This is a genomic window from Bradyrhizobium murdochi (assembly GCF_000472965.1).
GTDB classification, from domain to species: domain Bacteria; phylum Pseudomonadota; class Alphaproteobacteria; order Rhizobiales; family Xanthobacteraceae; genus Bradyrhizobium; species Bradyrhizobium murdochi.
The window spans coordinates 246,793-270,119 of record NZ_KI421483.1; the positions used below are offsets into that span (position 1 = coordinate 246,793).

The following is a 23,327-nucleotide window of genomic DNA, read 5'->3' on the forward strand; positions in this document are numbered from 1 at the left end:
AGATCGGTCCATCATCGCGCATGACCAAAGGCATTCCCAGTGCGACCGGCCCCGTGCTGCACGTGACCGGCCTGACCAAGAGCTACCGCACCGCCGGCGAAGAGGTTGCGGTGCTGCGCGGCGTGAACCTTACGGTCGCTGCCGGCGAGAGCGTGGCACTTACCGGCGAATCCGGCAGCGGCAAGAGCACGCTTCTGCACCTGATCGCAGGGCTCGATGCGGCCGACGGCGGCGAGATCAGGCTGGCGGATGCCTCAGTTGCCGAACTCAGCGATGCTGAGCGTGCGGAATTGCGCCGCGACCGGCTCGGCCTGGTGTTTCAGCAATTCAACCTGGTCCCGAGCCTTACCGTGGAAGACAACCTCGCTTTCCAATCTCGCATCGCCGGCCGTCACGATGCGGCCTGGCACCACGAATTGGTGGAGCGGCTCGGGCTCGGCCGCTTCCTGAAGCGCTATCCCGAGCAATTGTCCGGCGGTCAGCAACAACGCGTCGCAATCGGCCGGGCATTGGCAGTCAAGCCGCTATTGCTGCTCGCAGACGAGCCGACCGGCAATCTCGACGAGGACACGGCGGACGAGGTGCTGGCGCTGGCGCGCGACCTGGTGAAGCGCAGCGGCTGCGGTTTTCTGATGGTGACGCACAGCGCGCGGCTCGCAGCAACGCTCGACCGCCAGGTCAACCTCCATGCCGGGGTGATCGCGTGAAACGCGTACTGTGGACGCTGGCCGTCCTGCTGAGCCATTGGCGGCGGCACCCGATGCAGTTGGCGACCCTGCTGATCGGGTTGATCTCGGCGACCGCGCTGTGGAGCGGCGTGCAGGCGCTCAATCAGCAGGCGCGCACCTCCTACGATCGCGCTGCCGCTACGTTTGGCGGTGCGCGCACCGCCATGCTGGTCGCCCGCACCGGCGTGAGCTTCCCGCAAGAGCTTTTTGTCGAGTTGCGCCGCGCCGGCTGGCCGGTCTCGCCGATGCTGGAAGGTCGCATCCAGATCGAGGGACGGTCGTTCCGGCTGCTCGGCATCGAGCCCGTTACGCTGCCCGCCGAAGTCGGCAGCGCGCCGACGATCGGCAAAGCCGGCCTGCAATCCTTCATGACGCCGCCGGGCGAGATGCTGGTGGCGCCGGAAACGCTTTCCGACCTCAAGCTCGCGGAAGGCGCGCGCCCACAAGGTGATGGCGGCGCACCGCTGCCGCCGCTTCGCGTGCAGACGAACCTGGTGCCCGGCGTACTGGTCGTCGACATCGGCATTGCGCAGAACCTCCTGAAAATGCCGGACCAGCTTTCGCGGCTCCTGATCGGCAAGGCGACAGGGAGGCACCCGCCGCTCGAAAGTGTTGCCGGCGACAAGCTTCGGCTGGTCGAAGCCGATGCGGAGACCGACCTCGAACGCCTCACCGACAGTTTTCACCTGAACCTGACCGCGTTCGGGTTGCTGTCGTTCTTTGTCGGCCTGTTCATCGTCAATTCGGCGATCGGGCTCGCTTTCGAGCAGCGGCTGCCGACGTTGCGCACCTTGCGCGCCTGCGGCGTGTCGGCGCGGATGCTGAACGCCGTGCTGGTGCTTGAGCTGGTGTCGCTGGCATTGGCTGCGGGGCTGATCGGACTCGTGTGCGGTTACTTCATCGCCGGTGCGCTGCTGCCCGACGTCGCCGCATCGCTGCGCGGGCTCTATGGCGCGCAGATTCCGGGACATCTCACGCTCAAGCCGCAATGGTGGGTCGCAGGTCTCGCGATCAGCATTTTGGGCGCGCTCGCGGCGGCCGCCGTCAGCCTGACCAAGGCGCTGCGGCTGCCCTTGCTCGCCACCGCCCAGCCCTTCGCCTGGCAACAGGCGCAGCGGCGCTGGCTGACTTACCAGAGCGCGGTGGCGCTCGTGGCGTTCGCAGCGGCCGCCGGCTTTTTGTGGTTTGGCGATTCCCTGATTTCGGGCTTTGCCGTGCTCGCTGCGTTGATGCTCGGCGCAGCGCTGATCCTGCCGATGTTTCTGGAGATCGTGCTGTCGCTTGGCCAGCGCTATGCACGAGCCCCGCTCGGAATCTGGTTCTGGGCCGACAGCCGCCAGCAATTGTCGGGATTGTCGCTCGCGTTGATGGCGCTGTTGCTGGCGTTGGCGGTGAATGTCGGCGTCTCCACCATGGTCGAGAGTTTTTCCCGCACGTTTCTGGTCTGGCTGGACGGACGGCTGTCGGCAGAAGTTTATGTCAGCGCCGCCAACGACGCGCAGGCACACGAGATCAAGGCGTGGCTGCGCGAACGCCCCGAGGTCGAGGCGATCCTGCCCGGCGGCCGCGCCGATACGCAATTGGCGGGCGCACCGCTCGAGGTGCTGGGCCTGCCCGATCACGCCACCTATCGCGACAACTGGCCGCTGCTGCAATCGACCGAGAATGCCTGGGTCAAGCTTCGCCCCGGCGATGCGGCCCTTGTCAGCGAACAACTGGCGCGACGGCTGCACCTTTCCCTCGGCGACCGCATCGAAGTGCCCGCGTCAGGCGGAAACTGGACGCTCAACGTGGTCGGCATCTATGCCGATTACGGCAATCCCAAGAGCCAGATCGCCGTGAACTTCGCCGCGCTGACGCGGCGCTTTCCGGAAATCCCACTGACGCGCATGGGACTGCGGGTCGCCCCGCCAAAAATTCCGGCGTTGATCTCGGCCCTGCAGGAAAAGTTCGGCCTCGACGACCGCAACGTCGCCGACCAGGCGAGGATGAAGGCGGAATCGACGCGGATCTTCAACCGGACTTTCTCGGTCACGGCAGCGCTGAACGCCTTCACGCTCGGCGTCGCCGGCGTGGCGCTGTTGACGAGCCTCTTGACGCTTGCCAATTCCCGCCTGCCGCACTTGGCGCCGCTATGGGCGATCGGCGTTACGCGGCGGCGGCTCGCGGCCATCGAGCTGTTGAAGACGACCTCGGTGGCGTTCATCACCACCATCTTTGCGCTTCCGCTGGGTTTGCTGGTCGCGTGGTGCCTGCTCGCGATCGTCAACGTCAAGGCGTTCGGTTGGCGGTTGCCGTTTCATGTCTTTCCGCTGCAATTGCTGTGGCTCACCGGCGTCGCTATGGCGGCTGCGGTTGCGGCTTCCGCGCTCCCCGTCATCAGGCTGGCGCGCATGCAGCCGACCAGCCTGATGAGGATCTTTGCCAATGAGCGGTAGCGGCCTCATTACCCGCCGCGGTTTCGTCGGCGGCGCGCTCCTCACCGGATTCGGCGGCGAGGCACTCGCGCAGGGCTTTGCCGGACTTGGCGAAAGCGCGGATGGATTTGCACCGGTCGTGCCGGGCAGGACATTTGCTTTTCCCGCCGACCACGGGCCACATCCGGAATTCCGCGTCGAGTGGTGGTATGTAACGGCCAATCTCGTTGATGTCAGCGGAGCGGGCTACGGCGCCCAATGGACGCTGTTTCGCCAGGCGATCGCGCCAGGCGGGCCGCAGCAGGGCTGGGCCAACCAGCAGATATGGATGGGCCATGCCGCCGTCACGCGCGAAGATACCCATCGCTTCAGCCAGACGTTCGCGCGCGGCGGTGTTGGCCAGGCCGGCGTCGAGGCCAACCCGTTTCACGCCTGGATCGATGCCTGGGAGATGCGCGCCCTCGATTCCGTGAATGACGACAATATCGCACCGCTGGAACTGAAAGCATCGGGTGCCGACTTCAGCTACACGCTGCGCCTGGACGCGGATCGGCCGCTGGTGCTGCAGGGCGAAGGCGGCTACAGCCGCAAATCGCTGCGCGAACAGGCCTCCTATTACTACAGCCAGCCGCATTATGCGGCGACGGGCATCCTTACCATTGACGACAGACCCATCGACGTCACCGGCATGGCCTGGCTCGATCGCGAGTGGAGCAGCCAGCCGCTCGCCGCGGATCAAAGCGGATGGGACTGGCTCTCGCTGCATTTCAACGCTGGCGACAAATTGATGCTGTACCGGATGCGCCAGACCGACGGCCAGCATTATGGCTCGGGCAAATGGATTGCGCCCGACGGCACGGCCGAGCAACTTGCCTCCGCGGATATCGCCATGACGCCACTCGCGTTCACCGAGATTGGGGCGCGAAAAATTCCGACCACATGGCGCATCGAGGTTCGAAGCAAGGCGCTCAAGATCGAGTGCACGCCGCTCAATCCCCGAAGCTGGATGGGCACGAGCTTCCCCTATTGGGAAGGCCCGATTCGCTTCGCAGGCAGCCACACGGGGGTGGGCTATCTGGAAATGACGGGCTATTAAGCCCGCGCACGAAAAAGGGGAGTTTCAGCGATGTATCATCTCACCGCGCTCATCAGCTTGCTGGCGATCCTGGTCTACTTCTATTCGTCCGTTCGTGTGGCACAGGCGCGCGGCAAATTCGGCGTCAAGCTGCCGGCGATTTCGGGTAATGAAGATTTCGAGCGCGTGTTTCGCGCGCAGATGAACACGCTGGAATGGCTGCCGATCTTTTTGCCGGCGCTATGGCTGTTCGCGATTTATATCAGCGACGGCATCGCCGCTGCGCTGGGGCTGGTCTGGGTGATAGGCCGCATTCTCTATATATTTGGCTACGCGAAGTCGGTCCCACAACGCAGCCCCGGCTTTGCGACTCAGGCGCTAGCGACGATCGCGCTGTGGCTCGGCGCATTCGGCGCGATCGTGTGGCGGTTGGTGCAGGGGTGACGGTGCGCTAACCCCATCCCTCGTCGTCCCTGCGAAAGCAGGGGCCCATAACCACAGGTGTCTGTGGTTATGCTGAGCTGGAGCTCCAGCGCATTTCAACAATCGAGATTTGTGGTTATCGGTCCCTGCGTTCGCAGGGACGACGGAGACTACTTCAACGGAGACTACTTCACCAGCGGGCAACCGGAATCCTTCGCCGCCGGGAACGCCTTGTCGCCCGGCACCACGGCGAGCTGCTTGTAGTAATCCCACGGCTTCTTCGATTCTGAAGGCTTCTTGACCTCGAACAGATAGAGGTCGTGCACCATGCGGCCGTTTTCCAGCACCTTGCCGCCCTGCGCGAAGTCATCGTCGACCGGGAGTTCCTTCAGCTTCTTCGCCACCGCCTCGGTATCCTTGGTGCCCGCGGCCTTGACTGCCTTGAGGTATTGCAGCGTCGCCGAATAGGTGCCGGCCTGAATCATGTTCGGCATGCGGCCGGTGCGCTTGAAGAAGCGTTCCGCGAGGTTGCGGCTCTTGGCGTCGCGATCCCAGTAGTAGCCTTCGGTCAGCACCAGGCCCTGCGCGGCGTTGAGGCCGAGGCCGTGCACTTCGGCGAGCGTCAGCAACAGGCCGGCGAGCTTTTGGCCGCTCTTGACGATGCCGAACTCCGCCGCCTGCTTGATCGAGTTGGTGGTGTCGAGGCCGGCATTGGCGAGGCCGATGATCTTGGCTTTCGAACTTTGCGCCTGCAGCAGGAAGGAAGAAAAGTCCGACGAGTTCAGGGGAATGCGGACTGCGCCGAGCACCTTGCCGCCCTTCGCCCTGACGAAATCTCCGGTGTCTTTTTCCAACGCATGGCCGAAGGCGTAGTCGGCGGTCATGAAGAACCAGCTATCGCCGCCGGATTCCACCAGCGCGCCGCCGGTACCGTAGGCGAGCGCGTGGGTGTCGTAGGCCCAGTGGAAGCCGTAGGGCTGGCAGGCGTCGCCGGTGAGGCGCGAGGTCGCAGCACCCACGACGATGTCGATCTTCTTCATCTGCCTGGAGAGATCGTGAATCGCGAGTGCAACCGAGGAGGTCGTCAGTTCCGTGATCATGTCGACGCCCTCGACCTCATACCAGCGCCGCGCGATCGCGGTGGCGAGATCCGGCTTGTTCTGATGGTCGGCGGAGACGATTTCGATCTTGTGGCCGAGCACCTCGCCGCCAAAATCCTCGATCGCCATCTTGGCCGCCTCGAACGACCACTTGCCGCCGTAATCGGCGTAGACCCCGGACTGGTCGTTCAGAATGCCGATCTTGACGCCCTGCGCCGATGCCGGTGCGGCGAGCAAAAGACCAACTGCCGCAACGGCGGCCAACAATCCCGACTTCATTCTTTTCTCCAGGAATTTTTTGTCAGAGGAACCTCGCGACTTTATTCAATAACCCCGCGAGTGCCCATCCATTTCAGATCAGCCAAAAGTATTGGGGAACCTTGATCGAAACTGCGCCGTCATTCCGGGAATGACGAGCGCGAATTCACACCGCCGTTCGCTTCTTGCCCTTGCCTTCGGCGAGGTTGCGCACGATGACGTAGAAGATCGGCGTGAACACCAGGCCGAACAGCGTGACCCCAATCATGCCGAAGAACACGGCGACGCCCACCGCCTGCCGCATCTCCGAGCCCGAGCCCGACGAGATCACCAGCGGCAGCACGCCGAGGATGAAGGCGAATGACGTCATCAGGATCGGCCGCAACCGCAACCGGCAGGCCTCGATCACCGCATCCAACCGCGCCTTGCCCTCGAGCTCGATGTCGCGCGCGAACTCGACGATGAGAATGGCGTTCTTGGCCGCAAGCCCGACCAGCACGACGAAGCCGATCTGGGTCAGGATGTTGACGTCCTGCCCCATGAGCCGCACGCCGACGGTGGCGGCGAGCAGGCACATCGGCACGATCAGGATGACGGCAAACGGCAGGCTCCACGAGCCATATTGCGCTGCCAGCACCAGATACACGAACAGCACGCAAATCGGGAACACGAGGAGGCCGGCTTGGCCGCCGGTGACCTGCTGATAGGACAGATCGGTCCATTCGAACGAGAAGCCGCTCGGCAACGTTTCCTCGGCCAGCTTCTTCATGGTCTCGATCGCGGTCGCCGAACTGGTCCCGGGCGACGTATCGCCCTGCAGCTCGGATGCGGGATAGAGATTGTAGCGCGCGACGCGGTCGGGGCCGGAGATGTCGCTGAAACTCACGACGCTGCCGAGCATTACCATGTCACCGGCGGCGTTGCGGGTGCGCAGGCGTGAGAGATCGGACGTCTCCTTGCGGAACGGCAGGTCGGCCTGCGCCGTGACGCGGTAGGTGCGGCCGAACAGGTTGAAGTCGTTGACATAGGACGAGCCGAAGTAGGTCTGGATCGTCTCGTTGATATTGGCGATCGGTACGCCGAGCTTCTGCGCCTTGACGCGGTCGATATCGACGAACAGCTGCGGCGTGTTGGCGGCAAAGGTCGAGAACACCTGGGTCAGTCCAGGCGCCTTGCGCGCGGCGCCGATCAATTCATCGGTCGCGGCCGCGAGCATTTCGGAACCGCGGCCCTGACGGTCCTGGATGCGCATGGTGAAGCCGCCGCCGGTGCCGATGCCGGGCACCGCGGGCGGCGGGATGACGATGATGAAGGCACCCTGGATGCTCGCCAGCCGCGCGCGCAGATTGTTGGCGATCGCGCCTGCGGAAAGCCCCTTCTTGTGGCGCTCTGCCGGATCTTCGAACACGGGGAATAGCGCGGCGGCATTGCCCGCCTGCGTCCGCGTTGCGCCCGAGAAGCCGGCAAATGCCGCGACTCGAATGATGCCTGGCGTATCCAGCGCAATCCGCTCGATCTCGCGGACCACCTCGGTCGTTCGCGCCAGCGAGGCCGCACCCGGCAATTGCACGGAGACGATCACGTAGCCACGGTCCTGCGCCGGAATGAAGCCTTGCGGCGTCGTCATCAACAGCCATCCGGCGCCGCCGATCAACGCCACGTACACCAGCAGCATCACCACCGAATGCCGGATCACGAAATCGGCGGTGCTGGCATAGCCATGTGCCAGCCGGTCGAAGCCGCGATTGAACATGCCGGTAAAGGCGCCCCAGCCGCGGGCGATGAAGTTCCAGCGTGCCGGCGGCCTCTTGTCTTCGTGCGGCTGCAGAATCAACGAGGCCAGCGCCGGCGACAGCGTCAGCGAACAGAAGCAGGAAATCGCGGTCGCCACCGCAATGGTGACGGCGAACTGCTGGAAGAACTGCCCGGAGATGCCGCCAAGGAAGGCAGTCGGCACGAACACTGCGCACAGAACCAGCGCGATCGACACCAGCGCGCTGCCGACCTCCTGCATGGTGCGGAGCGCGGCGTCGCGCCGGCTCATGCCATGTTCGAGGTGGCGCTCGACATTTTCGACCACCACGATCGCGTCGTCGACCACGATGCCGACCGCCAGCACAAGGCCGAATAGCGTCAGATTGTTGATCGAGAATCCTAGTGCCGCCATCACCGCAAAGGTGCCGACCAGCGACACCGGAATCGCCATGATCGGGATGATCGCCGGCCGCCAGCCCTGCAAAAATACCAGCACCACGATCACGACCAGCGCCATCGCCTCGTAGATCGTCTTGATCAGCTCGCTGACGGACTGCGCGATGAATTCGGTCGGGTTGTAGCCGATGTTGTAGTCGAGCCCCTTCGGGAAGCTCGCCTTCAGCTTCTCCATCGTCTTGGAAATATTCTCAGCGGTCGCCAGTGCATTCGAGCCCGGCCGCTGCGTGACCAGCATGGCGACCGCGGATTTGCGCAGCAGAAAACTGTTGGTCGAATAGGCCAAAGCACCGAGTTCGATCCGCGCGACATCGCGCAGCTTGACCGTGCGCCCGTCGGCACCGGCCTTGACCACAATCTCCTCGAATTGTTTCGGGTCTTTCAGCCGGCCGGTAAAGGTGAGATTCGGCGAAAAGGCACGGTCGCCGATCGGTGGCTCCGCGATCTGGCCGCCCGCGATCTGCACGTTTTGCGAGCGAATCGCCGCCACCACTTCGCCCGCGGTCAGGCCGAGCGTCGAAATCTTGTCGGGGTCGAGCCACAGCCGCATCGAATAGTCGCGCGCACCGAAGATCTGAATGTCGCCGACGCCGTCGAGCCGGAGCAACTCGTCGCGGACCTGCAGCAGCGCGTAGTTGGAAATGTAGAGCTGGTCGAACGTGTCGTCCGGCGACAGCATGAACACGACCATCAGGATGTCGGGACTGTTCTTGCGGGTGATGACGCCGTTGCGCTGCACCTCTTCCGGCAACCGCGGCTGCGCGATCGCGACGCGGTTCTGCACCAGCACCTGGGCCTTGTCGAGATCGGTGCCGAGCTTGAAGGTGACCGTGATCGTCAACTGCCCGTTCGAGGTGGCCTGGCTGTAGAGATACAGCATGTCCTCGACGCCGTTGATCTCCTGCTCGATCGGAGCGGCGACCGTGTCGGACACGGTTTGTGCGGAGGCGCCGGGATATTGCGTGGTGACCGTCACCGTCGGCGGCACCACTTGCGGATATTCGGAGACCGGCAGCGTGGTGTAGGCGATCGCGCCGACGATCAGAAGCACGATCGACAACACCATCGCCAGGATGGGCTGGTTGATGGAGAGGCGGCCGAGATTCATGTCTTGGCACCGGCCGGCTTGATGTCGCCTGGCTGTGGGCTGACCTTTGCCCCCACCCGCGCCCGTTGCAGGCCGTCGATAATGACGCGGTCTTCCGGCTTCAGGCCCTCACGGATCACGCGCAGGCCTTCATCGAGCGGTCCGAGCGTCACCGGCTTCGCCTCGACCGTATTGTCGTCCTTGACGACAAAAACGATCTTGCGCGACTGGTCGGTCGCAACTGCCGTGTCCGGCAGCAGCAGCGCCTCATAGGGCGCACTGCCGATGATCCGGACGCGGCCGAACTGCCCGGGCAGGATCGAGAGATCCTTGTTCTGGATCACGGCGCGGCTGCGCAGCGTACCCGTCGAGACGTCCAGGCGGTTGTCGAGGAAATCCATCTTGCCCTCATGCGAGGGCTTGGTTTCGCCGGTCAGCGTCACCTGGACCGGGTTCGGCGTGTCGCGCGAGCTCGGCCGCTTGCCTTCGGACCAGAGCCGGCTGTTTCGTAGGTAAGTCGCCTCGTCGACATCGAAATAGATGTAGATCGGGTCGAGCGAGACGATCGAGGTGAGCAGCGTGGCGCCGCCCTCGGAGCCCTGCACGAGATTGCCAGGCGTCACGAGATGGCGGCTGACGCGGCCGGTGATCGGCGCCATCACATGGGTGAATTCGATGTTGAGCTTGGCGGCCTTGAGCGCGCCTTCAGCCTGCATCTCCGCGGCGCGCGCCGCCTGCAAGGTCTGGCGTCGCTGGTCGACGATAGAGTCGGATACGGCCTGGGTCTGGTTCAACGTCAGCGCGCGGTCGAGTTCGCGTCTGGCGAGCTCCGCTCTCGCGCGCGCATCGGACAACTGCCCGTCGGCCTGTTCGGCGACCGCCTCGAACGGACGGGCGTCAATCACGTAAAGCAGGTCGCCCGTGCGCACGATCGCGCCGTCGCGGAATTCAACGCTGGTCACGAACCCGCCGACGCGGGCGCGAACCTGGACCTCCTGGATGGCCTCGAAGCGGCCGGTGAATTCGTCCCAATCGGTGACGGTACGTTTCACCGGCTGCGAGACCGTGACCGATGGCGCCGCGGCGGCTGGCTGTTGCGGCGGCTTGTCGCCACAGGCGGACAGCGCAAGCGCGAACAATGGGGGCAACCATTTGAGACCACGAAGTGAGTGACCATCACGGCTTGCCGCAGCCGGGCGTTTCAATGGCTCAGTCGTGCTCAATCCCATCTCCCCCTGCATTCTCAACATCCTGATCGATGGAAAAGCTTGCCGTGGAACTTAGTTGCGGAGGCCACAGATGTGATCGGTTCCCAGTCTCGTCAAGAACCGGCTGGGATCAAGCACAATCGTTATGCATCAGCGTAGTCAACGCTCTTCGCAACGCGCGATTTCGCGTTTTCGCACTGCGATGAAGGCGGAACCCGTTGCGACGAATGGTCAGCTAATCGCCGCCTAATGACGAAAACGTGACATCGTGCAAAGACGTCTCGTGGAGCCCCCGCAAGGGGGAAGCGAGCGACTGCCCGAGCGTCGGGATGGTCCGCTCATATTGCCGCCTTCAAGCATGACGTCGCCGATTTCCTCGGCTAACCTCGCGGCAAGGCCCGCCACAAGGGCCAGAAAATGTCCGGGGAGGACAAGCGTGCACAGAGGGCGTGTCGTATTCGGCGCCATGGACGAGGTCGTGTTCGGGCGGCCGGCGTCCGAGGCGGTCGTCGCGCAGTTGGATCGGCTCGGCACGAGGCGCGCCTTCCTGATGGTCAGCGGCACGCTCAACCGCGAAACCGACGTGATCGACACCATCCGCCGTGCGTTGGGACCGCGCTGCGTCGGTACGTTCGATGCGATGCCGCCGCACACGCCGCGCTCAGCCGTGATCGCCGCCAGCGAACAGGCCCGCGCAGCGAATGCCGATCTCATCGTCACGATCGGCGGCGGTTCGATCACCGACGGCGCCAAGGCCGTGCAGCTCTGCCTTGCCAACGACGTCCGCAGCGCGGATGACATCGATCGGATCAAGGCCGGTCGCGGCGGCTCACGGCAGCTCACCGCGCCAATGGTGCGTCAGATCAGCGTGCCGACGACGATCGCCGGCGGCGAATTCTCCTCCACGGCCGGCGTCACCAACGAGAAGACGAAGGTCAAGGAAGCGCTGCGCCATCCGCTGCTCATGCCCCGCGCCGTGATTCTCGACCCCTGGCTTGCCCAGCACACGCCGGAATGGCTGTGGCTGTCGACCGGTATCCGCGCGGTCGACCATTGCGTCGAAGGCATCTGCTCGCGCGACGCTCACCCACATGGCGACGCGCAGGCGCTGAAAGGCCTATCGATGCTGGCGCAGGCGCTGCCGCGGGTGAAGGCCGCGGCCGGCGACCTCGACGCGCGGATGGATTGTCAGATCGGGACCTGGCTTTCGACCGGGCCTCTCGCTTCCGGCGTGCCGATGGGCGCCAGCCATGGCATCGGCTACGTGCTCGGCGCCGAATTCGGCGTGCCGCACGGCTACACCTCCTGCGTGATGCTGCCATCGGTGATGCGATGGAACAAGTCAGCGAATGCCGAACGTCAGGCGCTGGTCGCAGCCGCCATGGGCCATCCGAACGAGGACGCCGGCGACGTGCTCGATCAATTCATTCGCAATCTCGGCATGCCGCGCAGCCTACGCGAGGTCAAGGTTGGGCCCGAGCATTTCGACCGCATCGCGCAACAAGCGATGGCCACGCCGTGGGTGCCGCGCAACCCGCGCAAGATCGAGGGACCGGCGCAGGTACGCGAGATTCTCGACATGACCGCGTAAGGAGACCGAAGCCAAGATGTACACCGGCACACATGCTCATCTTCGTCCGCTGCAACCCGCCTTCATCATGGCTTCCACCGGAGAGGCCGTAACCTATCGTGAACTGGAGGCGCGTACGAACCGGCTTGCGCACTTGTTTCGCAACCGCGGACTCAAGCGGCTCGACCACTATTCGATCTTCATGGAGAACAACAGCCGCTACCTCGAGGCCTGCGGCGCCGGCGAACGCAGCGGGCTTTATTATACCTGCGTGAACTCCTACCTGACCGCGGGCGAGCTCGCCTACATCCTCACCAACAGCCAGTCGCGCATTCTCATCACCTCGAAGGCAAAGCTCGACGTCGCCCGCGAGGCGCTGAAGGAATGCCCCAAGGTCGACGTGTGCATTGTCGCAGACGGCGACGGCGAGAGCGAGCGCGTCGTCGGACTTGAGCAGGCGACGTCAGGCCTGCCGATGACGCCGAGATCGGACGAATGCATCGGCACCGCGATGCTCTATTCGTCGGGCACCACGGGCCGGCCGAAGGGCATCCTGCGGCCGCTGCCCGAGCAGCCGCCGATTCAAAACCTGCCGATCTTCGATTTCCTGCATGGCGTCTGGCACTACCGCGAAGGCATGATCTACCTTTCCCCCGCCCCGCTGTACCATTCGGCGCCGCAGGCGGCGGTCAATTTGACGATCCGCGCCGGCGGCACCGTCATCATCATGGAAAGTTTTGATCCGGAAAGATATCTGGAACTGGTTCAAAGATGGGGCGTCACCCACACCCAGCTTGTGCCGACGATGTTCTCGCGCATGCTGAAGCTGCCGGCGGATGTCCGCAAGCGTTACGACCTCTCATCGCTCGAGATCGCGATCCATGCTGCCGCGCCCTGCCCGGCTGCGGTGAAGGACGACGTCATCAAATGGTGGGGGCCGATCATCCATGAATATTACGGCGCCACCGAAGGACTCGGCTTCACCGCCTGCAACAGCGAGGAATGGCTGGCACACCGCGGCACCGTCGGCCGGGTGATGCTCGGCGACCTCCATATTCTCGACGAGAACATGCGACCCTGCCCGGTGGGCACCCCGGGCACGGTGTGGTTCAAGACCGCGACCCCGTTTGAATATTTCAACGACCCGGCCAAGACCCAGGAGGTGCGCTCGCCTGACGGCAGCATGAGCACGGTCGGCGACGTCGGCTATGTCGACGAGGACGGTTATCTCTATCTGACCGATCGCGCGACCTTCATGATCATTTCCGGTGGCGTCAACATCTACCCGCAGGAATGCGAGAACCTCCTGATCACCCACCCCAAGATCGCCGATGCGGCGGTGTTCGGGGTCCCGAATCCTGATCTCGGCGAGGAAGTAAAGGCCGTGGTGCAGCCGATGCCGGGCGTCTCGCCGGGACAGGAACTGGCCGACGAACTGATCGCCTTCTGCAGCCAGTCGCTGTCGCGCCAGAAAGTACCGCGCTCGATCGATTTCGAGGCCGAACTGCCGCGGCTGCCGACCGGCAAGCTCTACAAGCGCCTGTTACGCGATCGCTATTGGGGCAACAAGACCTCGCGGATCGTGTGAGCATGCGACGATGTGAGACGGCGAACCCGAACACAGACGTCGCGACACCTGGTGGTGCGGTGCATCATCCGGCGAGACATTCCAGCGCGAGCCGTAACATAACGGCTACGCTGCAACGAATCTGCCGCTTTCGCAGCGAACAGCCCTGTTGGCGCGTGTTCCGCCGCGCGGATTTCGATTAGTTCGAATTGCCGATCTGTGCATCGTCTTGGCCGGTTGCCCAGACGCGGGGTCATGCTATCGTCTGACGCAATCGGCCGTTTCGAGACCGAGCAAATGTGGGAGGGGACCATGCGGAGCGTTCAAGCGCTTGCCGCCGCAGTGTTGTTGCTGCTGCCGGCTTATGATGTTGCATCGGCCGGCGAGCCGAAACAGGGCGGCATCCTCAGGGTCTATCATCGCGACAGCCCGGGCAGCGCCTCGATCCATGAAGGCGCGACCTTCTCGATCAACGTTCCCTTCATGCCGGTCTTCAACAACCTCGTCATGTTCAAGCAGGACGTCGCGCAGAACAGCGCAGATTCCATCGTCCCGGATCTGGCGGAGAGCTGGGCCTGGAGCAACGACGGCAAGAAACTCACTTTCAAATTGAGGCAGGGCGTCAAATGGCATGACGGCAAGCCGTTCACCTCAGCCGACATCAAATGCACCTTCGACATGCTGATGGGCAAGTCGCAACAGAAGTTTCGCCAGAACCCGCGAAAGTCCTGGTACAATCAGGTCGAGGACGTGACGACAAACGGCGATTTCGAGGCATCGTTCAGCCTGAAGAGGCCGCAGCCGGCGTTGTTGTCGTTACTCGCCTCCGGCTACACCCCGGTTTACCCCTGCCACGTCTCCCCGGCCGACATGCGCACCAAGCCGGTCGGCACCGGCCCGTTCAAATTCGTCGAGTTCAAGGCCAACGAATCGATCAAGCTCACCAAGAATCCCGACTACTTCAAGAAGGGCCTGCCGCACCTCGACGGCATCGAGTTCACCATCATCACCAACCGTTCGACGGCCATTCTCGGATTTGTCTCCGGGAAGTTCGACATGACCTTCCCGACCGAAGTGTCGATCCCGCTCTTGAAGGAGGTCAAGTCGCAGGCGCCGAATGCAGTATGCGTGGTCGAGCCGGTCAATGTCTCGACCAACATCATCGTCAACTCGTCCGCCCCGCCGTTCGACAATATCGACATTCGCCGCGCGCTGGCGCTGGTGCTCGACCGCAAGGCCTTTGTCTCGATACTGTACGAGGGACAGGCCGACATCGGCGGCACCATGCTTCCCGCGCCCGGCGGTTTGTGGGCGATGCCGAAGGAAATGCTGGAATCGATTCCAGGTTACGGTCCCGACGTCAACGCCAATCGGGAAGAGGCGCGCAAGCTGATGCAGAAGGCGGGCTATGGACCGGACAAGCGCCTCGCCGTCAAGGTCGCCACGCGCAACATCCCGATCTACCGCGATCCCGCCGTCATCCTGATCGACCAGATGAAGAGCATCTATATCGACGGCGACCTCGACGTCGTTGATACCGCACAATGGTTCCCGAAGGTCGCCCGCAAGGATTACTCGCTCGGCCTCAACCTCACCGGCAATGCGGTCGACGATCCCGACCAGTCATTCTACGAAAACTATTCTTGCGGCTCGGAGCGCAACTACACCAACTACTGCAACAGGGAAATCGAGAAGCTGTTCGACGAGCAGTCGATGGAGAAGGATGCCGCCAAGCGCAAGAAGCTGGTCTGGGAGATCGACAAGAAGCTTCAGGAGGACGTGGCGCGGCCTATCATCTTGCACAGCCGCGCGGGCTCGTGCTGGCAGCCTTATGTCAAGGGCATCACGATCATGGTGAACAGCTCTTACAATGGCTACCGTTACGAAGACGTCTGGATGGACAAGTAACGTCCGGCCGCGATAGCGTTTTCGAGCGAAGTGGATCCCGGTTCGCGTGAAGAAAACGCGTCAAAACAAAAATCGAGAGCTCGGTTCTGATTCATCAGAACCGAGGGGACTCTAGCCGATGGGTCAGGGAGAGTAGCCGGGTGTTTGCTTATATCGTGCGGCGCCTCGCGTTGATGCTCGTGACCCTGGTTGGGATCTCGATCATCATCTTCGTGTTGCTGCGCGTCGTCCCCGGCAACATCGTCGACATCCTGTTCGACGCCGCCGGCTTCGTCGATCCTACCGACAAGGCCAACCTGGAAAAGGAACTCGGCCTCGACCTGCCGATCTACCAGCAATATTTGAACTGGATCGGCGGGCTGCTGCACGGCGATCTCGGCTATTCCTACGTCTCGGAAAAGCCGACGCTGCAAGAGATCCTGCCGCGCATTCCGATCACCGCCAAGCTCGCGGGTCTCGCGCTGCTGTTCTCCGCCTCGATCGGCATTCCCCTGGGAGTGCTCAGCGCGGTTCATCAGGGATCGCGTCTCGACTACACGATGCGCGTCGTTAGCCTCAGCGGCCTGTCGCTGCCTTCGTTCTGGCTCGGACTGTTGATCCTGATGGCCTCGGTTTCCCTGTTCGGCCACATGCCGATCTACAATCCGAACCCGAAGACCTGGACAGAGGCGTTCGCGATCTATGCCGTGCCGGCGATGGCGGTCGGTTTTCGCAGCGCCGCGCTGACCATGCGCATAACGCGCTCCTCGATGTTGGAAATTCTGCGGCAGGATTACATCCGCACCGCGCGCGCCAAGGGCGCGTCCGAGACTTCGGTCAATTATCGCCACGCGCTGAAGAACGCGATTCTGCCTGTTATCACCGTGATCGGCATCGAGGCGGCGTTCCTGATCGGCGGGCTGATCGTCACCGAAACCGTGTTCAATATTCCAGGCGTGGCCCGTTTCCTGGTCGAGGCGCTGCGCTGGCGCGATTACCCGATCGTGCAGAATCTCGTGATGCTGATCGCCGTGGTCGTGGTGGTCGCGAACTTCACCGTCGACATGCTTTACGCCGCAATCGATCCGCGCATCCGGTATGGGGACTAGCCGCGTGACCACGATTAACTTCGAAAGCGAGTTGAGACGGGCCGGCGCCCATTCGACGCATGGCTGGCGCCGGCTGGTGTTCCTGGCGCAGCGCTATCTGCTCGGCACGATCGGCCTTGTCATCATGGTTATGTTCGTCTGGATGGCGATCTCGGCCGACCTGATCGCCCGCTACGACCCGCTCAGCGTCGATTCGGCGCAGCGGCTGGCAGCGCCGAACGCGGCGCACTGGATGGGAACCGATTCATTCGGCCGTGATGTCTGGAGCCGGATCATTCACGGCGCGCGGATCTCGCTGGCCGTCGGCATCGGCGCCACCGCGCTCGGATCGACGATCGGCGTCATCGTCGGCCTCGTATCCGGCTATCTGTCCGGCTGGGTCGATCTGCTGTTCCAGCGCGTCACCGACATCCTGCAGGCGCTGCCCTTGCTGGTGCTGGCGTTGGTGATGACGGCGGCGCTCGGTCCCTCGCTGCCGAACGTGATCATCGCGATTGCGATCCCGTTGATCCCCACCGTCGCCCGCGTTATCCGCGCCAATACGCTGGCGCTGCGCGAGCAGCCCTTCGTCGAGGCAGCAAAATCGATCGGCATGAGCGAGACCCGCATCGCGCTCCGCCACGTGTTGCCGAACACGCTCGCGCCTTTGATCGTGCTGGCGACCGCGCAGCTCGGCTCCACCATCCTCACCGAGGCCTCGCTGTCGTTCCTCGGCCTCGGCATCCCCGAGCCCTATCCGTCCTGGGGCCGCATGCTGTCGGAATCGGCGGCCGAATATGTCCGCACCGCACCGTGGCTGGTGATTTTCCCGGGCGTCGCCATCTCCCTTGCCGTATTCGGCACCAATCTGTTCGGCGACGCGCTCCGTGACATCCTCGATCCGAGGCAGCGCGGCTGATGATCGAGGCGCGCAAGGACGACACTATTCTCGATGTGAAGAACCTGCAGACGGTGTTCTTCACCAATTCCGGGCTGTTCCGCGCGGTCGACGACGTCTCGTTCACCGTCCGCCGCGGCGAGACGCTCGCGATCGTCGGCGAATCCGGCTGCGGCAAGAGCGTCACCGCGCTGTCGGTGATGCGGCTGGTGCCGGACCCGCCGGGCCGCGTGGTCGGCGGCTCGGTGACGCTGGAAGGCACCGATCTGCTCAGCCTCGATGAGGCCAAGATGCGCGATATCCGCGGCAACCGGATCTCGATGATCTTTCAGGAGCCGATGACCTCGCTCAATCCGGTGATGCGGATCGGCGACCAGATCACCGAGGTGCTCCGCCTGCACCAGGAAATGACCGCGAAGGAAGCCTGGGCCAAGGCGGTCGAAATGCTGCGCCTGGTTCGCATTCCCGAGCCGGACCGGCGCGCGCACGAATATCCTCATCAACTGTCCGGCGGCATGCGGCAGCGCGCGATGATCGCGATGGCCCTGGCGTGCCGGCCGGCGCTGCTGATCGCGGACGAGCCGACCACCGCGCTCGACGTGACGATCCAGGCGCAGATCCTGGCATTGATCGTCGACCTGCAAAAGAGGCTCGGCACCGGCTTGATCCTGATCACGCACGATCTCGGCGTCGTCGCGCAAACCGCGCAACGCGTCATCGTGATGTATGCCGGCAAGAAGGTCGAGGAAGCGACGGTAGAGGACCTGTTCGAAAATCCAAAGCATCCCTACACGCGCGGGCTGATGGCCTCGATGCCCGCGGTGATCTCGTTTGGTGCCAAGACCGATGCGCGACTGAATGAGATTCCCGGCATGGTTCCGTCGCTGACCAACTTGCCGCCAGGCTGCGCCTTTGCGCCACGCTGCCGCCTTGCTGTGGACCGATGCCGCGCCGAATATCCGCCACTGCAGGAAATCGATGCCAATCACCTCGCGGCGTGCTGGCGCGCAACCGAATTGGTAGGCGCGCCATGAGCGACCAACGCCCCCTCCTTGAAGTCACCGACCTCGTCAAGCATTACGCGGTGCGCGGCGGCGTCCTGCGCCGGCGCGTCGGCACCGTGCACGCAGTCGACGGCGTCAGCTTCTCGGTTGCCAAAGGCGAGACGCTCGGGCTGGTCGGCGAATCCGGCTGCGGTAAATCGACAGTGGCGCGCAGCGTGCTGCGGCTGGTGGAGCCGTCCAGCGGCGCCATCAAGCTGAACGGCACTGACATCACCGGGCTCAGCAAGGCCGAGATGCGGCCGCACCGTCGCTCCATGCAGATCGTGTTCCAGGATCCGTTCGCCTCGCTCAATCCGCGCATGACCGCGGGCGATATCGTCGGCGAGCCACTCACCGTGCATGGGCTGGCAACCGGCCGTGCGCAGCAGGAACGCGTCGCGGAACTGTTCGCGCAGGTGGGATTGCGGCCCGATCAGATGAAGAACTACCCGCACCAATTCTCCGGCGGCCAGCGGCAGCGCATCTGCATCGCGCGGGCACTGTCGCTCGGACCGAGCCTGATCGTGTGCGACGAGCCGGTCTCGGCGCTCGACGTCTCGATCCAGGCGCAGGTGATCAACCTGTTGATCGATCTGCAGCGCAAGAACGATTTTTCCTACCTGTTCATTGCGCATGATCTCGCCGTAGTCGCCCATATCAGCCATCGCGTCGCCGTGATGTATCTCGGACGCATCGTCGAAATCGCGGACAAGTCGGAATTGTTTGCGAACCCGCGGCATCCATATACGCAGGCGCTGCTGGCGTCGGTCCCGGTCGCTGATCCCAAGGCAAAGCGCCTTGCGCCGATGGTCGACGGCGACGTCCCGAGCCCGATCAACCCACCCTCAGGCTGCGCCTTCCACACTCGCTGTCGCTATGTCATGGACCGCTGCAAGATGGAGCGGCCGGCGCTGTTGGAGGCCGGCGAAGGACATCAGGTAGCGTGCTGGCTGAACGATGGCACGGGGCGACCGGAGCAGAATCCGTAGGGTGGGCAAAGCGAAAGCGTGCCCACCATTTCACCCGCAGCAGCAATGGTGGGCACGTCGCTAGGCTCCTTTGCCCACCCTACGCAGTCAGCCCGCCGCAATTTCCACGACGATACGCCCCGTCGTCACCTGCTCGCCCTCGGTGACATCGATCGACGAAACCATGCCAGCAACACCTGCCATGTGCACATGCTCCATCTTCATCGCTTCCAGCGTCATCACCGGCTGGCCGACGGCAACCTGCTCGCCGGGCTTGACCAGCACCGCGACCACACGGCCGTTCATCGTCGCGCGCACCTTGCCGTCGCCGTCCGCCGCCGCAGCGGAGGCCGGTGCGGCCAGCGTCAGATCGCGGGCGGCGATCGAGGCTCCGCGATGCAGGGTGTACAGGCGACCGCCATCGCGCAGGAATCTCGCTGACTCCATCAGGCCATCGGTGCGGAAGCGGATCGTGTCGGGGCCGAGCTCGTCGATCTCGAAATGCCGCTCGTCGCCATCGAGGCCGGCGACATAACTCCCGTCGCGGTTCCGAACGATATCAACCTCGAACGCACCGTGACCAAGGTCGATCCGCATCGTCAGCGGGAAAGTCGCCGCCAGGCTGCGTCCGCTGCGCCAGGGAGGCGCATGCGGGTTGGTGACATAAAGCAGCAATGCCGCCAGCACAGCCTCCGTACTGTCGTTCGCACGCGGCGCCAGCAATACGTCGCGGTGATTGCCGATGAAGGCCGTGGTCGCTTCGCCCTTGGCAAAGGCGGGATGGCGCAGGCAGGAAATCAGAAACCCCTGATTGGTGGCGACGCCGAACGCCGCGGTCTGCTCCAGTCCGCAAATTAGCCGCCCGCGGGCCTCGTTGCGGTCGGCACCATGGCTGATGATCTTGGCGATCATCGAATCGTAGAACGGCGCAATCTCCGAACCCGATCGCAGCGCGTGCTCGACGCGGATGCCATCGGGCATCTGCCACAGCGCCATGCGTCCCGATTGCGGCATGAAGTCATGGTCCGCGTCCTCCGAGCACAGCCGCACCTCGATGGCGTGGCCGGAGAATTTGACGTCTTCCTGCTTGAGCCCGAGCGGCTGGCCGGCGGCAATGCGCAATTGCAGTTCGACCAGATCGAGCCCGGTAATCGCTTCGGTGACGGGATGCTCGACCTGCAGACGCGTGTTCATTTCCATGAAATAGAACTCGCCGGACGGATCGAGCAGGAACTCCAGCGTCCCCGCGCCCTCATAGCCGATTGATTTGACGGCAGCGACCGCGACGGCGCCCATGCGCGCCCGCAAGTCGGGCGTCACCTTTGGCGACGGCGCTTCCTCGATCAGCTTCTGGTGTCGGCGCTGCACCGAGCAATCGCGCTCGCCGAGATGAATGGCGTTGCCGTAGCGATCGCCGAATACTTGAATCTCGATGTGGCGGGGATCGACGATGGCGCGCTCCAGGATCAGCGTGGGATCGCCGAACGCGCCCTGCGCCTCCGACCTTGCACTGCGCAGCGCATCCGGAAATGCCGCGGCGTCTTCGACCAGCCGCATGCCGCGCCCGCCACCGCCGGCAACCGCCTTGATCATCACGGGGAAGCCGATCTTCCTGGCCTCCGCCAGCATTACTGCGTCGCTCTGGTCCGCGCCCTGATAGCCGGGCACGATGGGAACGCCAGCCTTTGCCATGATGTCTTTGGCGCCGGCCTTGTTGCCCATCGCCCGAATCGCCTCCGGCGACGGCCCGATGAAGACCAGCCCGGCATCGCGGCAGGCCTGCGCAAAATCCTCGTTCTCGGCGAGGAAGCCGTAGCCCGGATGCACCGCGCCGGCCCCGCTGGCTTTGGCTGCGGCGATGATCGCGTCGATCCGCAGGTAGGATTGCGCCGGCAACGCTTCGCCGATCCGCACCGCCTGGTCCGCCTCACGCACGTGCATCGCATCACGATCGGCATCGGAATAGACGGCAACCACGCCATAGCCGAGGCGGCGCGCGGTGCGCATGATCCGCAGCGCGATCTCGCCGCGATTGGCGACGACAATCTTGAAGAATGGCGTTCGCTTCATCTCGATTCCGCTCATGGCCGGGCGACCGAGAATTGCATGCGCTGCGGTGAGCGGGCGTCCGCCTCGCGGCAGATCGCCAGCACTTCGGCAAGCACGCTGCGGGTATCGCGGGGATCGATCACGCCGTCGTCGAGCACCCGCGCGCTGGTCGAGAACACGTCCATCTGGCCGTCGAACACGCCCGTGATCTGCGCCTTCATCGCCTCCAGCTTTTCCTTATCGATCGGCTTGCCCCGCCGCGCCGCCGCAGCCTCGGTCACGATCGCCATGGTTTCGGCGGCCTGCTCGCCGCCCATCACCGCGGTCTTGGCATTGGGCCAGGAGAAGCAGAAGCGCGGGTGGAAGCCGCGCCCGCACATGCCGTAATTGCCGGCCCCGAACGACGCTCCGCAATAGATCGTGATCTGCGGCACGGTCGCCGACGTCACCGCCTGGATCATTTTGGAACCGTGCTTGATCATGCCGGCTTCCTCGTAGGCACGGCCTACCATGTAGCCGGTGGTGTTGTTCATGTAGAGCAGCGGCGTGCGCGACTGGCAGCAGGCCTGGATGAAATGCGTCGCCTTGTTGGCGCCGGGCACGTCGAGCGGGCCGTTGTTGGTGATGATCCCGATCGCCTGCCCTTCGATGCGGGCGTGGCCGCAGACCGTTGCCGGGCCGTAATTCGCGCCGAACTCGGTGAAATCGGAATCGTCAACGAAGCGTGCGATGGCCTGGCGCATATCGACGGGACGCTTGTGGTCCATCGGCATGATGCCGAGCAGTTCCTCGGCGTCATAGCGTGGCGGCTTGAAGGACAATGCCGCAGGCTTCGGCCGATCCCATTCCAGGTTGGCCATGATATCGCGCGCGATGCGCAGCGCGTCGCGGTCGTCCTCGGCGAGATAGTCGCCAAGACCCGAAATGGAGGTGTGCATCTCGGCGCCACCGAGTTCCTCCTCGGTTGCGATCTCACCCGTCGCTGCCTTCAAGAGCGGCGGCCCGGCCAGGAATGCGCGGGTGCGGCCGCGGACCATGACGATGTAATCGGAGAGCCCGGTCTGGTAAGCGCCGCCCGCCGTTGACGATCCATGCGTCACCGTGACAACGGGCAGCCCCGCGGCCGACAGCCGCGCCAGATTGCGAAAAATGTTGCCGCCGCGGATGAAATCCTCGACGCGATAGCGCAGCAGATTGGCGCCGGCGCTTTCGACCAGTTGCACATAAGGCAGCTTGTTTTCCAGCGCCAGTTCCTGCACCCGCAGCGTCTTGTCGAGACCGTACGGCTGCAACGCGCCGGCATCGATGCCGGAATCATTGGCGCTGACCATGCAGCGGATGCCGGAGACGAAGCCGATACCGGCGATCACGCCGCCGCCGGGAACGCTCTTCTCGGCATCCGGCACGTCGAACATGTAGCCGGCAAGCGTCGACAGCTCGACAAAGGGCGAGCCCGGATCGAGCACCAGCGCCACGCGCTCGCGCGGCAGTAACTGCCCGCGCTTGTGGAAGCGGTCCTTGGCTGCGGCCGATGCGGCCCGCGCGCGCTCTTCGAGCGCGCGCATCCGCGTGATCAGCGCCAGCATACCGTCGCGGTTGGCCTGGAAGGTAGCGCTGGAGGGGGAGATGGTGGATTCAATTACAGCCATGAACTAACTCACTCCGTCATTCCGGGATGGTCCGAAGGACCAGACCCGGAATCTCGAGATTCTCAGGGGCGCAAGGGCGCCCTATAGTTCGCTTCGCGCCC

At 63.9% G+C, this 23,327-nt stretch carries 16 protein-coding genes; 11 read left to right on the plus strand and 5 right to left on the minus strand.

Translation table 11 applies throughout. From position 1 onward, the window contains the following. Positions 1–20 precede the first annotated feature (20 nt). Genes YUO_RS0138890 through YUO_RS0138905 form a run of 4 tightly spaced genes read left to right on the plus strand, consistent with a single transcriptional unit; the run spans position 21 to position 4,664 of the window. Positions 21–707 carry an ABC transporter ATP-binding protein gene (locus YUO_RS0138890; RefSeq protein ID WP_198028183.1) on the plus strand — a complete coding sequence of 229 codons (687 nt, stop codon included), beginning with the start codon at positions 21–23 and terminating at the stop codon, positions 705–707. Beyond that, positions 704–3,166, plus strand: a complete 2,463-nt coding sequence (locus YUO_RS0138895; RefSeq protein WP_028351936.1) for an ABC transporter permease — start codon at positions 704–706, stop codon at positions 3,164–3,166. The genes YUO_RS0138890 and YUO_RS0138895 overlap by 4 nt, the downstream gene beginning before the upstream one ends. Beyond that, the gene (locus tag YUO_RS0138900; RefSeq protein ID WP_028351937.1) at positions 3,156–4,241 is read left to right on the plus strand and encodes a lipocalin-like domain-containing protein; all 1,086 of its coding nucleotides are present in this window, start codon (positions 3,156–3,158) and stop codon (positions 4,239–4,241) included. Before YUO_RS0138895 ends, YUO_RS0138900 begins: the two co-directional genes overlap by 11 nt. Positions 4,242–4,271: 30 nt before the next feature. Continuing rightward, a complete protein-coding gene (locus tag YUO_RS0138905) occupies positions 4,272–4,664 on the plus strand; it encodes an MAPEG family protein (RefSeq protein WP_028351938.1) in 393 nt (130 codons plus the stop codon). 164 nt (positions 4,665–4,828) lie between these two features. Here YUO_RS0138905 and YUO_RS0138910 read toward each other — a convergent pair whose 3' ends face one another. The 3 genes from YUO_RS0138910 to YUO_RS43500 all read right to left on the minus strand — a co-directional run bounded on the left by YUO_RS0138910 (position 4,829) and on the right by YUO_RS43500 (position 10,528). After that, entirely contained in the window at positions 4,829–6,022 is a 1,194-nt protein-coding gene (locus YUO_RS0138910; RefSeq protein ID WP_028351939.1) for an ABC transporter substrate-binding protein, read from the minus strand. A gap of 145 nt (positions 6,023–6,167) precedes the next feature. After that, positions 6,168–9,320 (minus strand): efflux RND transporter permease subunit, encoded by a 3,153-nt coding sequence (locus YUO_RS0138915; protein WP_028351940.1) that lies wholly within the window; start codon positions 9,318–9,320, stop codon positions 6,168–6,170. Next, positions 9,317–10,528, minus strand: coding sequence for an efflux RND transporter periplasmic adaptor subunit (locus YUO_RS43500; protein ID WP_051379884.1), 1,212 nt, complete (start codon positions 10,526–10,528; stop codon positions 9,317–9,319). The genes YUO_RS0138915 and YUO_RS43500 overlap by 4 nt, the downstream gene beginning before the upstream one ends. Positions 10,529–10,943: 415 nt before the next feature. On the opposite strand from YUO_RS43500, the gene YUO_RS0138925 reads away from it, so the two are divergent. The 7 genes from YUO_RS0138925 (at position 10,944) to YUO_RS0138955 (ending at position 19,549) form a co-directional block, all read left to right on the plus strand. Further along, on the plus strand, positions 10,944–12,098 hold the full coding sequence (locus YUO_RS0138925; RefSeq protein WP_028351941.1) for an iron-containing alcohol dehydrogenase: 1,155 nt from the start codon (positions 10,944–10,946) through the stop codon (positions 12,096–12,098). Positions 12,099–12,114: 16 nt separating this feature from the next. Beyond that, positions 12,115–13,665 (plus strand): AMP-binding protein, encoded by a 1,551-nt coding sequence (locus tag YUO_RS0138930; protein WP_028351942.1) that lies wholly within the window; start codon positions 12,115–12,117, stop codon positions 13,663–13,665. Between the two features lie 291 nt (positions 13,666–13,956). Further along, positions 13,957–15,552, plus strand: coding sequence for an ABC transporter substrate-binding protein (locus YUO_RS0138935; RefSeq protein ID WP_028351943.1), 1,596 nt, complete (start codon positions 13,957–13,959; stop codon positions 15,550–15,552). 140 nt (positions 15,553–15,692) lie between these two features. Next, positions 15,693–16,640 (plus strand): ABC transporter permease, encoded by a 948-nt coding sequence (locus tag YUO_RS0138940; RefSeq protein WP_028351944.1) that lies wholly within the window; start codon positions 15,693–15,695, stop codon positions 16,638–16,640. Positions 16,641–16,644: 4 nt separating this feature from the next. Continuing rightward, positions 16,645–17,538 carry an ABC transporter permease gene (locus YUO_RS0138945; protein ID WP_028351945.1) on the plus strand — a complete coding sequence of 298 codons (894 nt, stop codon included), beginning with the start codon at positions 16,645–16,647 and terminating at the stop codon, positions 17,536–17,538. After that, entirely contained in the window at positions 17,538–18,551 is a 1,014-nt protein-coding gene (locus YUO_RS0138950; RefSeq protein WP_028351946.1) for an ABC transporter ATP-binding protein, read from the plus strand. Before YUO_RS0138945 ends, YUO_RS0138950 begins: the two co-directional genes overlap by 1 nt. Further along, complete coding sequence (locus YUO_RS0138955) at positions 18,548–19,549, plus strand: ABC transporter ATP-binding protein (RefSeq protein ID WP_028351947.1); 1,002 nt, start codon at positions 18,548–18,550, stop codon at positions 19,547–19,549. The genes YUO_RS0138950 and YUO_RS0138955 overlap by 4 nt, the downstream gene beginning before the upstream one ends. An 87-nt stretch (positions 19,550–19,636) precedes the next feature. Here the strand turns inward: YUO_RS0138955 and YUO_RS0138960 are convergent, their stop codons facing one another. Further along, positions 19,637–21,598: an acetyl/propionyl/methylcrotonyl-CoA carboxylase subunit alpha gene (locus YUO_RS0138960; protein ID WP_198028184.1), complete on the minus strand. Its 1,962-nt coding sequence runs from the start codon at positions 21,596–21,598 to the stop codon at positions 19,637–19,639. An 11-nt stretch (positions 21,599–21,609) separates the two neighbouring features. Then, positions 21,610–23,226, minus strand: a complete 1,617-nt coding sequence (locus YUO_RS0138965; protein WP_028351949.1) for an acyl-CoA carboxylase subunit beta — start codon at positions 23,224–23,226, stop codon at positions 21,610–21,612. Between the last annotated feature and the right edge of the window lie 101 nt (positions 23,227–23,327).